The organism is Pedobacter folensis (assembly GCF_056490665.1).
This window is the reverse complement of sequence record NZ_JBWJIF010000004.1, coordinates 149,994-163,848: the sequence shown is the minus strand read 5'-3', so window position 1 is coordinate 163,848 and position 13,855 is coordinate 149,994. Positions and strand designations below refer to the sequence as shown.

General features: G+C 38.3%; 9 protein-coding genes. 3 read left to right on the top strand and 6 right to left on the bottom strand.

All coding sequences use genetic code 11. The features are described 5' to 3' along the window. The first annotated feature begins 143 nt into the window (after positions 1-143). Entirely contained in the window at positions 144-3,113 is a 2,970-nt protein-coding gene (locus tag AC04QZ_RS20375) for a glycoside hydrolase domain-containing protein (RefSeq protein ID WP_478359258.1), read from the top strand. A gap of 174 nt (positions 3,114-3,287) precedes the next feature. Here the strand turns inward: AC04QZ_RS20375 and AC04QZ_RS20370 are convergent, their stop codons facing one another. Both AC04QZ_RS20370 and AC04QZ_RS20365 read right to left on the bottom strand, forming a co-directional pair. Continuing rightward, positions 3,288-3,920 (bottom strand): gluconate 2-dehydrogenase subunit 3 family protein, encoded by a 633-nt coding sequence (locus AC04QZ_RS20370; protein ID WP_478359257.1) that lies wholly within the window; start codon positions 3,918-3,920, stop codon positions 3,288-3,290. Between the two features lie 11 nt (positions 3,921-3,931). Beyond that, positions 3,932-5,668 carry a GMC family oxidoreductase gene (locus tag AC04QZ_RS20365; RefSeq protein ID WP_478359256.1) on the bottom strand — a complete coding sequence of 579 codons (1,737 nt, stop codon included), beginning with the start codon at positions 5,666-5,668 and terminating at the stop codon, positions 3,932-3,934. A 289-nt stretch (positions 5,669-5,957) separates the two neighbouring features. Between AC04QZ_RS20365 and AC04QZ_RS20360 the strand changes: the two genes are divergently transcribed. Further along, on the top strand, positions 5,958-7,166 hold the full coding sequence (locus AC04QZ_RS20360) for a class I SAM-dependent methyltransferase (RefSeq protein WP_478359255.1): 1,209 nt from the start codon (positions 5,958-5,960) through the stop codon (positions 7,164-7,166). Positions 7,167-7,504: 338 nt separating this feature from the next. On the opposite strand, the gene AC04QZ_RS20355 is transcribed toward AC04QZ_RS20360, so the two are convergent. Both AC04QZ_RS20355 and AC04QZ_RS20350 read right to left on the bottom strand, forming a co-directional pair. Then, the gene (locus tag AC04QZ_RS20355; protein ID WP_478359254.1) at positions 7,505-8,110 is read right to left on the bottom strand and encodes a leucine-rich repeat domain-containing protein; all 606 of its coding nucleotides are present in this window, start codon (positions 8,108-8,110) and stop codon (positions 7,505-7,507) included. A gap of 44 nt (positions 8,111-8,154) precedes the next feature. Continuing rightward, positions 8,155-8,514, bottom strand: a complete 360-nt coding sequence (locus tag AC04QZ_RS20350; RefSeq protein ID WP_478359253.1) for a DUF1304 domain-containing protein — start codon at positions 8,512-8,514, stop codon at positions 8,155-8,157. Positions 8,515-8,972: 458 nt separating this feature from the next. Here AC04QZ_RS20350 and dnaK point away from each other — a divergent pair, with 458 nt between their 5' ends. Next, positions 8,973-10,880: a molecular chaperone DnaK gene (gene dnaK, locus AC04QZ_RS20345; RefSeq protein ID WP_086549413.1), complete on the top strand. Its 1,908-nt coding sequence runs from the start codon at positions 8,973-8,975 to the stop codon at positions 10,878-10,880. 900 nt (positions 10,881-11,780) lie between these two features. Here the strand turns inward: dnaK and AC04QZ_RS20340 are convergent. Together AC04QZ_RS20340 and AC04QZ_RS20335 are read right to left on the bottom strand one after the other, a co-directional pair. Next, positions 11,781-12,857 carry a phosphotransferase enzyme family protein gene (locus AC04QZ_RS20340; protein WP_478359252.1) on the bottom strand — a complete coding sequence of 359 codons (1,077 nt, stop codon included), beginning with the start codon at positions 12,855-12,857 and terminating at the stop codon, positions 11,781-11,783. Continuing rightward, entirely contained in the window at positions 12,848-13,747 is a 900-nt protein-coding gene (locus tag AC04QZ_RS20335) for a nucleotidyltransferase family protein (RefSeq protein ID WP_478359251.1), read from the bottom strand. The genes AC04QZ_RS20340 and AC04QZ_RS20335 overlap by 10 nt, the downstream gene beginning before the upstream one ends. Positions 13,748-13,855 lie beyond the last annotated feature (108 nt).

The following is a 13,855-nucleotide window of genomic DNA, read 5'->3' as shown; positions in this document are numbered from 1 at the left end:
ATTCCATCAGGCAACCGGCTACCTGCTAATAAACCATTGACTAATGAACTCATGAACGAAATGAGCAAACGTTTGTCTCATTTTTTCATTACATAGCTTTATTTCAGTCAGGTATCTATAAATTAGCCAAAAACAAATTTGAAATGAAATTTAGGCTTTTTCTCTTACTCTGTCTTTTCGGACAGTTATCTCTTAATGCTCAAATATTAAAATACACCAATGGTAACAATGCCTGGAATCCCGATTCGTTAGGTAACCATAGGGTTGTTGTACAATTTGCCGGTACAGGCAAAATTGCCCATGCAAAAATCGATTGGCGAAGAAGGGATGAACATCCGGAACTAAAAGGAATCATCATAAAAGATGCAAATGGTAAAACTGTTTCAGTTGCAGGTACAGATAAACTGACCAGAGAAAGTGCTGATGTTTATTTTGAAGCACCAGGAGCTGGAAAATATTATATCTATTACCTGGCATATAAAAATGAAGGCAGGGATAATTATCCTAAAGGCGTTTATTTAAAACCTAAACAGGTAGATCAAAGCTGGTTAAACCAGGCTAAACAAGTAAAAATAAATACATCTGTTCTAGAGATTCAATCTATCGATGCTTTTAACGCTTTCTATCCGATGGAGGTCATTGCAACAGGTAAAGAAACAGCAGCCATTAAAGCTAAATATGCAGCAGAAGCTTTTATTGTTTTTCCGGAGGACAGGATGTATCCGATTAAGATGCAAAATGACTTACCTTATCGTTGGGTACAAAAAGGCGCTACAAGTACTTTTACAGGCTCAGCTGCTAAAGGCGAAAACTACGCTTTTCAACTGGGTGTATTTGCTTTGAAAGCGCTGAAAAATGTAGTGGTTAGCTTCGGCGATTTAAAAACTGCAACAGGAAAAGTAATTTCTTCAAAATACATCAATTGTTTGAATACCAATGGAACCAGTTACGATAACAAACCTTTGGTTGAAACTGTAAATGTAGCTTCTGGCAAAATTCAGCCGATGTGGATTACGGTAAACATCCCTAAAAATACCGCTGCTGGTATTTATGCCGGAAAGTTTACGGTGAAAGCCAATGGGAAATCTAAAGTAATTGATGCCAAAATTACGGTAAGTAATGAAGTTTTAGCCGATGCCGGTGTAGGCACTCCAGATAAACAGACCCGCTTAACCTGGTTAAATTCTACTTTAGCACAATCGAATACAGTTGTTGCTCCTTATACGCCACTAACGGTTGATGGTAATGTCATCTCGCTATTAGGAAGAAAGTTCGAAATTAATACAGATGGTTTCCCTAAGCAGATTCAAACCTTCTTTAACGCCGAAATGACGGCTTATAGCGAAAAACCAAATAATATCCTGGCAGAGCCTATTCACTTTCATTTCTTTAATACGCCAAAAACGCAGGAGAAATTTGTTCCAAGTAATTTCCGAATCACCAGTAAGGAAGCTGGAACGGTAAAGTGGACGGCCACGAACACTTCTGAAAACCTGAAAATGGATTTGGAAGGTGCTTTGGAGTTTGATGGTTATGTACATTACGTAGTTAAGGTTACCGCTTTAAAAGATGTGGAGTTTAGCAATGTCGATTTTCATATCCCGTTTGATAAGAATTCGACAAAATATTTGATGGGCTTAGGTGAAAAGGGTGGCGTTAGACCAGATACCGTAAAATGGAAATGGGATGTGGCCAATAAAAACCAGGATGCCGTTTGGATCGGGAATGTAAATGCCGGACTCTATTATAACTTAAGAGATGAGAACTATGTTCGCCCGCTTAATACTAATTTCTATCTTCAGAAGCCTTTATTATTGCCTAAATCGTGGGGTAATGGAGATAAAGGGGGAATCCAGATCAATGTTAAAGGCAGTTCGATGCTTGCTGATAACTTTACCGGTGCAAGAAATATGAAAAAGGGTGATGTGCTTTATTATAATTTCAATTTATTAATCACGCCTTTCCACTTGTTAAACACCGATTTTCAATGGGATAACCGCTTCTATCATAAATATGGCGATTTAGATACGATTAAAGCTAAAGGTGCAACCGTAGTGAACATCCACCATGCCACACCGATCAATCCCTGGATCAACTATCCGTTTATTGAATGGAAAAAGATGAAAGATTATATCGGTAATGCGCATTCGAAAGGTTTAAAAGTTAAAATTTACAATACGGTTCGCGAGTTATCTAACCATGCATATGAGTGGCCAGCTTTAAGAAGTTTAGGTACTGAGGTGTACTCTCCGGGTAAGGGCGGTGGCTTTAGCTGGTTACAGGAACATTTAGATTCTAATTATATTGCCGCCTGGTTCGTGCCTGAAATTAAAGATGCTGCCGTAATTAACAGCGGTATGAACCGTTGGCACAACTATTACGTAGAAGGTATGAACTGGTTGGTCAACAATGTCGGGATTGATGGCGTATATTTAGATGATGTGGCCTTCGATCGGGTAACGATGAAACGTATTAAACGTGTACTGACACAGGATAACCATCCAGGTATTATCGACTTACACTCGGCCAATCAATACAACAAAAGCGACGGCTTTAACAATAGTGCCATCCTATATTTGGAACATTTTCCTTACCTGAACCGTTTATGGTTTGGTGAGTATTTCGATTACCAAAAAAACAATCCTGATTTCTTTTTAACAGAAGTAAGTGGAATTCCTTTTGGATTAATGGGAGAGATGCTGCAAGATGATGGAAACCCTTGGCGCGGTATGATTTACGGTATGACAAGTCGTTTAGGCTGGTCTGACAAAAGTGATCCAAAACCTTTATGGAAAGCCTGGGATAACTTCGGCATAAAAGGATCAGAGATGATCGGTTACTGGAGTGAAAATTCCCCGGTTAAAACCGATAACGCTAAAGTATTGGCAACTGTTTACAAACAAAAAGGTAAAACCATGATTGCATTAGCCAGCTGGGCAGAGGGTGATGTAAAGGTTAATTTAACTATCGATTGGGCCAAGTTAGGTTTAGAAGCCGGTAAAGTAAAAATAGCCGCTCCTGCAATTGATAAATTCCAAACAGCTGGAAGTTATCCCGATGGAAAATCTATTCCTATTGAAAAAGGAAAAGGTTTGATATTGATAGTGGAATAAAATATCGTCGTCACCCTGAACTTGTTTCGGGAACTTTGTAACAGAAACGACGTACCGATAATGCAAATAATATTATATCGTCATTTCGAGCGGAGTGCAGCGCAGTCGAGAAATCTATTATAGATCTCTCCATTTCGCTATGCTCCAGTCGAGATGACGATTTTTTTTGAGAAGCTATACCTTTACATGCTCCATTCCGTACTGTTTCAGCACATCTTCAGGAACACCGGCCCATTGGTTTGGTGCATTACCGACATAACCAATATCTTTTACGCCAATTTCTGTAGTGTAAAAACCTGATGCAGTTAAATCTCTCATTCTATTGAAAAAAGTTACACCTGCCTGCATTTCGGGTCTGGCTTTTTTAGGATAAGCAATTTCATCCACAATCGAAATCTGTTGGTCTGCTGATGCTTCCACAAATGATTTTTGGAATTTATTAAAGCTATATACATCCAGCCATTTTAGGCCACCACGCATGGGTACTTGATGTTCAGGGATATCTTTTACAATAAATTCGATAAACTCTGGCACTTTAGCATCAGATGCGCTGCCTGATACATCATCTTTAGGAATAATAATATCAGCCAGAACGGTAATGGTGGCCATTTCATGTTTAGTAAAAAATGTCTCGGCCTTTAATTTCTTATCCCGGTCTAATTCCCATTGCTCTCTTCCGGCTTCTTTTGCGCTTTCTTCTGGTGCGGCAACTTCGGTTTTGGTTTCGGGCTGTTTACAGGCATCAAGCAGCACAGTTGTACTTATGGCTGTTAAACCTAATGCTTTTAGCGAATCACGTCTGTTCATATGGTAATTCTTTAAATGTTTTGTTTTTTCTTTTGAGCTAAAATATATTCGGCGGTGCGCATAGAAAGTGCCAAAATTGTCCAGGTGGCATTTTTATCACCTTGTTGAACAAATGGACCAGCATCTACTACAAACAGGTTTTTACAGTCGTGTGCCTGGCAGTATTTGTTTAACGCTGATTTTTTAGGATCGTCGCCCATGCGAATGGTTCCAACTTCGTGGATAATTTTTCCGGGGTTGAGTAAACCGTAATTGGTATCTGCACCCTGAATTTCAGAAGTAACCACCGCACCCATTTCTTTCATGATGGAAAGGAAGGTTTCCTGCATATGTTTAGCTTGCAGAATTTCATCTTTGGCCCATTTATAGTTAAATCTTAAAACCGGGATACCATATTTATCTACCGTACTGGGGTCAATTTCACAATAGTTATCTTCTCTGGCGATTGCCGTACCACGGCCAGCCATTCCAACACCAGTTCCATAGAAACGACGGTAATCATCCTTCAACGATTTTCCATAACCTCCGGCTTCTTTCATTTTGCCATCCCTGCCAGGTACCATTCCGTTCATCTGCGCTACGCCGCCGCCAAAGCCATATGCAGGCATGCCCATACCACCCCAATATTCGATATGGTAACCACGTGGAAAGTTTAGTTTACGGTTATCTAACCACCATGGCGAATAGATATGCACACTGCCCAAACCATCTTCATTATAACGTTTTCTATCCATTAATTGTGGAAGAAAACCCGAAACACTTGCTCCGGTAGAGTCATGCAGGTATTTTCCCACTACACCGCTGCTATTGGCCAAACCATTCGGGTGAGTGGTTGATTTTGAATTCAATAAAATACGCGCTGATTCGCAGGCACTGGCTCCTAAAATAACCAGTTTGCCATTTACCTGGTATTCTTGCAGGTCTTTTCGGTTTACGTATGAAACTCCTTTTGCAGAACCATCTTTATCGGTAATGACTTCGCGCACCATGGCATCGGTAATTACAGTGAGGTTTCCTGTTTTTACAGCAGGGTTTACCAAACATGATGACGATGAAAAATCGCCATAAACTTTACAGCTTCTACCGCATTGGCCGCAATAGAAACAAGGTGCACGGTCGTTATTATTGGGTAAGGCTTCGGTAAGTACCGATCCGCGGCCGGTAATTACTTTTACCCCTGCCTTTTCTGCACCTTTTTTTATGAAAAGTTCGTTTAATCGTGGTTTTGGCGGTTTCATAAAAATGCCGTCTGGCTCATTTTCCAAACCTTCTGCAGTTCCGTAAATACCAATCATGCGGTCGACTTTATCGTAGAAGGGTTTTACATCAGCGTAGGTAATAGGCCAGGCATCAGTTAAGCCATCTTTAGGTTTAAAATCTTCAGGACCCATCCGCAAAGAAATTCTTCCCCAGTGATTGGTACGGCCACCGAGCATACGCGAACGGAACCATTCGAATTCGCTTTTATTTTTCTGGGTATAAGGTTCGCCTTCTAATTCCCATCCTCCATAAGAAGCATCAAAATCTCCAAATGGACGTGTTGTACTGGCGCCACGACGGGGAGATTCCCAGGGCCATTTTAATTGATGTGAATCTAATCGTGGATCGAAATTTTGACCAGCCTCTAGCAATAGAACCTTTTGACCTGCATGTGCCAGAACGTATGCGGCCATTCCGCCACCTGCACCTGAGCCAACAATAATGGCATCATAAACGGTAGGCGATTTTTTTATCTGAAAGTCACTCATGAATTGTGGTTAGATGTTTTTATATACTCTAATCTAAAACTTAATTTTTTGAAAAAAAAGTGTTCAGCTACTTTGGAATCAATATAGATAATATAGCCCATGCGTATTTCTAAATCGTATTACGTCATTCATTTATTTAAAGCTCTGATAAAGGTTTTCTAGCAGAAATTCATTTCATTTTCCCTTTTACATCTTCCATCATTTGCTGTATAGTCGCTCTATTGTTACATTATCATGGATGTATGCTGCTCCAGATAAACTTGATTATCTTTGTGGTTAAAATCGATCAATGCCAGTGTCAGAATATATAGAACAATTTACTTCGGCTTTAAAAGAAAGCCTGGATGCAGCAACTTTTGTGAAAGTTTCTTTAGGGAATTATAAAGGCGAAGAGGAAGCATTAAAGCAGGTTCTTATCCGTAGAGTTGTAATTAAACGTGATGATAAACTGGCCTTTACCTATCGCTATAAAACCCGTGATGTGGTGAAAAACTATGCTATTGATGAAGCAATAGATTTAATTGCCGGTTATCTGGAAAAAGGTTTTAAAATAGGCACTTTGTTTACCACCGAACAAGACCTGATTTTGGAGGAGCTGAACAATGGTAAGGTTGTTTTTAGAGAAAGCAAAGCATCAAGTGCAGCAGCCCCCTCTGCCAGTCATGATAAAGAAAAAACAAGGTTGATTAAACCTGATTCGAAATCGTATCTGACTGAACTGAAAATTACGGATGCAGAAGGTAAAGTTTTTAAAAATGCACAGGATAAGTTCAGGCAGATTAATCATTATATCGAAATCTTAAGTTCCTTAATTAAAGAATTACCTGCAGGAACGATAAAAAAGGTTGCGGATATGGGTTCGGGCAAAGGTTATTTAACTTTTGCATTATACGATTATCTGCATTCGGTTTTAAAATTGGAAACTGAAGTGGTAGGCGTAGAGTATCGCCAGGATATGGTTGATTTGTGTAATCAGGTTGCAGTTAAATCTGCTTTTGATAAGTTGAATTTTCTTCAGGGAACGATTGAGGATTATAAGGCTGAAGATGTTAATTTATTAATCGCCTTGCATGCCTGTGATACCGCTACCGACGACGCCATTTTTAAGGGAATTAAAGCCAATGCCGAACTGATTGTGGTTGCGCCATGCTGCCATAAGCAGATCCGCAGGGAAATTGAGCAAAATAAAGTAAAGAACGATGTTTCATTTTTAACTAAATATGGCATCTTTTTAGAACGCCAGGCAGAAATGGTTACCGATGGAATCCGGGCACTGATTTTAGAGTATTTCGGGTATAAAACCAAAGTGTTCGAATTTATTTCAGATGCGCATACGCCTAAGAATGTGCTGGTTATTGGCGTGAAAGGCAAGGAGCAGGGTGCAAAGGGTAAAGGGCTTGGCGCAGAACGGAAAGCGGAAATTTTACAAAAAATTAAGGCAAGTAAGGGATATTTTGGAATTGGTTACCATCACTTAGAAAGATTGTTGGAGTTGTAAATTTCTAATATTGTCGTCATGCTGAATTTATTTCAGCATCTATTATGCATTATAAAACAGATGGGGCATTTTCGTTGGATAAGACACCGACCGTTTGTATCGATCCTCCTTGTTAACCAGGTCCTGAATCAATTTCAGGGCGACGACCGCTTTTATTAATTTAACATTTATTCATAAATCCAAAGCAGTACCGGTTTTTTTTGGTTTTGAGCAGCGCATCAATTTTTCGCATGGTAACATCTGATAAAACAGGGCAGCCGGCACTTTGTCCGAATAAGGTTTGGGCATAAATATAAAATAATTGGGAAATCAGTACTGTTTTGTAGGTTTGGTACCAATTAATGAAGGCTTAGGTGTTCGAACTTGAAATTTTTAAGATTCAGAATAATGGGGATTTCTCTAATTCGATTATAAGAAATGTCAAGATTTTCCAATTTGGATAGATATTTTAAAGGATAAATATCAACAATGTTATTGCATTCTAAATTTAGTGTTTTGATGTTTATTAACTTCTTCAGGGGGTATATGTCCGTTATCCTATTATGGCTTAGATCAAGTTCGATTAAGCCTTTTAATTTTTCTAAGAAACTAATATCCTCAAGTTCACACAACGCTAAATCCAAATGTGTTAAATGACTAAATTGTGAAATCGGAATATAGTTAGACACTTCATTAGAAGATAAACTCAGTTTTTTGATCTGTCTGATTTTTGATAACCCTGTAATATCTAAATTTTTATTTTCGATTAGATATAAGCTTTTTAAAGACGGGATTTTGGTTAAAAGATCGAATTCAGATAAATTATCTTGTTTAATACATAAATTAACTATTTCGCCATTTTTATTTAATTCATAAGTATTGAATCCGTTCATCTTTGGGTTGCCCCGATCTAATTCCTGTAGATAAATATCGTAACAAACTTCTAATTCTTTTATAATCTGCATTGTGTTTAGCCGAAATAGTTTGTTCATCTAAATCTATATAAAACTTACAGATGCAATAAAATTAATGCGATTAAAGCCGGTATTGATTGTACATAAAGAATTTTTTTACTGGCGGTTGCGGCACCATAAATGCCGGCAATAATTACACAGGTTAAAAAGAATATGGCCACATAAAACCTCCAGTGATGATCGCTTATACATAACGACCAGATTAAACCTGCAGCTAAAAAACCATTGTATAATCCCTGGTTTGCGGCCAATGTTTTTGTTGGTACAAATAAATCTTTAGGTATAGTTTTGAATACTTTCGGTGCTTTGGTGGTCCATGCGAACATTTCTAACCAAAGAATGTAAAGGTGAATCAAGGCGACGAAGCCGACTGCGATTTGAGCTGCTAATTGCATTTTATAAGGGATTACACAGATTTAAATGATTGCAAAGATTAGGTTCTGTATATTAAAGATATGAAACTTTGAGGATTATTTTGTAATTGTGTTTTAGCTTGCCAGTTGTTTTGTTTGCGCTGCCGCTGTTGAATAAACCCGATAATAGCGAACACGAGTGCAACGAAGTAAAGCGGATAGCGGGGCTGCTGCCCCCGAAGGATTACTTACGCACATTTTCAAAAAAACAGACAATTTACACTTTGCTTTAGTCTTTAAGCTTAACCCTTTCTACCTTCCTTATCCATCTTCCATACCGCATCTTCCATCAATTCTGTCATGCTGTCAGTAAACTATAGCCTCTTTTTTTACATTTTATCAGTCTTTTGCGCATATTATCTGCCAAAAACCAATTGGCACAAGCATTGTTTAATAGCAGTAGAAATTATAATACTTTAAAAAGAGAAATTAAAAATACAATGGGAAAAATTATTGGAATAGACTTAGGAACAACAAACTCTTGCGTAAGCGTAATGGAGGGCAACGAGCCTGTAGTTATCGCAAACAGTGAGGGTAAACGTACTACACCGTCTATTGTTGCTTTTGCAGAAAACGGTGAGCGTAAGGTTGGCGAGCCTGCTAAACGTCAGGCTATAACCAACCCAACAAAAACGATATATTCGATTAAACGCTTTATGGGTAACAGCTACGACGAAAGTGCGAAAGAAGCTGGACGTGTACCTTATAAAGTGATTAAAGGTGATAACAACACGCCACGTGTTGAAATTGACGACAGAAAATATACTCCACAGGAAATTTCTGCAATGATTTTGCAGAAAATGAAAAAAACTGCTGAAGATTTCCTGGGTCAGGAAGTAACTGAAGCTGTAATTACGGTACCAGCTTATTTTAACGATGCACAACGTCAGGCAACTAAAGAAGCTGGCGAAATTGCAGGTTTAACTGTAAAACGTATCATTAACGAGCCAACTGCAGCTGCTTTAGCTTATGGTTTAGATAAAGCACACAAAGACATGAAAATTGTGGTGTTTGACTGTGGTGGTGGTACACATGACGTTTCTGTTTTAGAATTAGGTGACGGTGTTTTTGAAGTAAAATCTACTGATGGTGATACACACTTAGGTGGTGATGACTTTGACCACATTATTATTGATTGGTTAACAAGCGAATTCAAAGCTGAAAACAGCATGGATTTAGCTAAAGACCCAATGGCTTTACAACGTTTAAAAGAAGCTGCTGAGAAAGCTAAAATTGAGTTATCGAGCACAACTTCAACTGAAATTAACTTACCATACATTACTGCTGATGCCAGCGGCCCTAAACACTTAGTACGTACATTATCTCGTGCTAAATTTGAGCAATTGGCTGATAGTTTGATTAAACGCACGATCGATCCTTGTAAATCTGCTTTGAAAAATGCTGGTTTAAGCACAAGCGATATCGACGAAATTATCCTGGTAGGTGGTTCAACCCGTATCCCTGCTATCCAGGAAGCCGTTAAAGCTTTCTTCGGTAAAGAGCCAAGTAAAGGTGTTAACCCTGATGAGGTTGTAGCTATCGGTGCTGCTATTCAAGGTGGTGTGTTAACTGGTGATGTGAAAGATGTATTGTTATTAGACGTTACACCTTTATCATTAGGTATCGAAACTATGGGTGGTGTAATGACTAAATTAATCGAGTCTAACACTACAATCCCAACTAAAAAATCGGAGACTTTCTCCACTGCAGCTGATAACCAGCCTTCAGTAGAAATCCATATTTTACAAGGTGAGCGCCCAATGGCTGGTCAGAACCGTACAATTGGCCGTTTCATTTTAGATGGTATTCCACCAGCACCTCGTGGTGTGCCTCAGGTAGAAGTATCGTTTGATATTGATGCCAACGGTATCTTACACGTAAGTGCTAAAGATAAAGCTACTGGTAAAGAGCAAAAAATCCGTATCGAAGCATCTTCAGGTTTAACTGATGCTGAGATCAAAAAAATGAAAGAAGAAGCTGAAGCTAATGCAGCAGATGATGCTAAGCAGAAAGAAGAAGCTGATAAAATCAACGGTGCTGATGCTTTAATTTTCTCAACTGAGAAACAATTAAAAGAGTTTGGTGATAAATTATCTGCTGATAAAAAAGCGCCAATCGAAGCTGGTTTAGAGAAATTGAAAGCAGCACACGGTTCTCGTAACTTTGCAGATATCGATGCAGCACAAGCTGAATTGCAAAATGCATGGAACGCAGCATCAGAGGAAATGTACAAAGATGGCGGTCAGCCTCAAGGTGGCGAACAACCACAAGCTGATGGTCAGCCTCAAGGTGGCGATAACGTTACTGACGTTGATTTTGAAGAAGTAAAAGAAGACGATAAGAAATAGTCTTGTAGTCGGAAAGTCCGAGGTCGGTAAAGTCCGAAGATTTAAATATAAAAAGCGTTCCTGATTAAATTCAGGAGCGCTTTTTTTGTGCGCTATCCAAACCTCGCAGGTTTTAAATATATCTTTTGTTTTTATTGAAAACGAACGGTTTAGCGCTCTTCGCAAGCAGCAGTCCCGCCCTTCGCTAATCCGATGAAGGATCGGAATTGCTGCTGTCGGGTTTAGTAAGGCATGTGTGCTTTAATAGCGGTGGGCTTAGCTTATATGTTTCTTAAATACCTAATATGGTTAAAGAAAGGATTTGGAAATGAAGGGTTTGGTGCACATTGGTGACGGCAGCCCCGCCATTCGCTTCAATCTTTTTAAACCACAACTGTCATGCTGAGGAACGAAGCATCTTTTCTATTGGTTACTTTGCCTCGTATTAGCGCAACTGTTTTAAAAAAGTATTTTCGCTGCTGTCGGGTTTATGGAGGAGGGTCTAGTGCTTTTTATCCAGATTTTTAATTAGCAACTGGCCTAACTTACATTAGCTTTCAATTGTCTTATATTGTTAAAGTGCATCAATTTGATTTTTTTGATTAAATAGAAAGACGATCCTTTCTGTTAGAACACCATAAAATAGACAGTTATATACCAGTCCCAAAAAGAATAGAGGACTATTCATAATACTAAAAAACAAAGTGTGTGTAGGAAAACGGAAAATATAATATAGCCTGGCTATTGCGCGTGTTGTAGGGTTATTCCCATCCGTACCCTCTTCAACAGCTCCGTATGCAATAAATGTTATAATGGTGAAAGTGAGAAAAAGAAGAGATGCGGAAATAAAAAGCCAAACTTTAAAATTATTTATTTTCATGCTGCTCATTTGATGTTCTGCATATCGAGGTGCCAAGAGAACTAAACCAAATTTTCTTCAATAATATCCTGTAATTCTTTTTCGTTTACCGATAATTCGTGTAATAGTTTAAGCTGATTTTTTGCCCGGTCTAAATTTTGTGTAGGATAGCTTGTAGGATAATAATTATTGCCACTTAAAAAATCGGTTAAAAAGCGTAAAGCCTGCATATAAATAATATATTTGCCCGAAAATAGGATAAGCTCTTTTTCGGTTTCAGTTAAAATGCTTTTCATTTCCGATAAATAACCTCTTATCATCGCTTCAAAGTAGGGTAAACGTATCTTTACCTTATCCAGATCGGTTTCATTCTCTGAGAAGGCACATAGGTAAGTGCGCATCATATCGCCCAGATCGGAAATAAACTTTCCAGGCATAATCGTATCCAGATCGATTACACAAATCCCTTCATTGGTTTCATCATCTAACAGCACATTACTGATCTTGGTATCGTGGTGCATTACCCGGTCTGGGAAATCTTTTCTGTGCGAATAAGAAGTATAATAATCCAGAATATACCGATGCGTTAAAGCGTCTTCAATTTCTGATTTTGCCTCTTCTTTTAATGCTTCTGCTGCCTGGTTTAGCGCCAGTGCAAACTGTTCGTACCTTAAGCCTAAATCATGGAAACCCGGAATAGTAGGCTGAAGGGTTTTCGCATCAAAGTTATCTAACAGCCTGCTGAGTTTTCCAAATTGTTTAGCTGCTTCATATGCCTGTTTTGGGGCAGCCAGTACATCTAGTGAAACGGTACCGGTTACAAAAGGAAGCATCCGCCAATATTCATGATGGATATGTGCCATTTCTTCGCCATTAGCGGTAGAAACTGGTTTTATAAAAAGATACTCAGGATAAGCAAAGTTAAGGTAGTCGGCAATGGCGCGAAGATTATTTGCAATAGCTTGCGGCGATTTGAAAACTGAGGTGTTGATGTTTTGAAGAATATATTTTTTTTCTTCTGCCAGGGGCGAAAGCAAATAAGTACGGTTAATTAATCCCGTACCTATTTGTGTAATTTTTGTATTTTCTTTAGTGTATCCGTAGGCTTTTAAAACTTCGGTATCTAAATTTAGTTCCATAGTTTTTCTGGATATGTTCCGTTTTTAACCAATTGGTCAATACAATCCTGAACATACGGTTTATCTTCTTTATAGGTTACACCAAACCATTTGTTTGAGGTTGGTACAACTTTAAAAGAGGCGGTATTACTTTTTACCAGGTTTTCACCTATTAACGGGATAAAGAATTCTGCTTTTGGTTTATCTTTATTTGCCTCAGCAAATGTTCTGAACAAATCTTCGGTGATTTTAAAAACCGCTGGCGTAAATCCCCAGAAATTCATCGAAACCGGAGTTTCGTAAGCTAAAGGAAACTCTTGACCATCTTCTTCGTAAAAAATACTACCATCTTTAGGATAAACTTTTGTACGTTCTACAATCTCTTCCAGATTACCTGATGCATCAACTTTGCAAACGCCACGCGAAACCGCACCAAATTCTGATAAGGTTTTGCCAACTTCGTAACCGATAATAGCATAGTTACTGTCTGTTACCTCTGTGGTCAAGAAATCAACCATTTTTTTAAAGGCATCAAAACCGTAGTAATCATCAGCGTTAATGACACAGAATGGTTCTTTAATTTCGTTTCTGCCCGAAAGGATTGCATGTGCGGTACCCCATGGTTTTTCTCTGTATATTTCTTCTTCAATACCAAACTGTTTTAAGTCGAAATTTTGAAAAACATACGCAGTTTCAATTCTTCCCTCAAGTTTAGGTTCGAAAATAGCTTTGAACTCTTTTACAAACTCTTCTTTAATAATAAATACAACTTTGCCAAAGCCGGCATTAATTGCATCATATATTGAATAATCGATAATGGTTTCGTTATTCGGACCAAAACCATCAATTTGTTTCATACTTCCATAACGGCTTGCCATACCTGCAGCCAATATTAATAGGGTGGGTTTCATCTATTGTTATTTTATTTTGAGAATTTTATATGATTAAAATTGTTACTTTAATCATATTGTATTCATAATGCGAAAATAGTAATAGCTATTTAAATTTTAATTATAAAT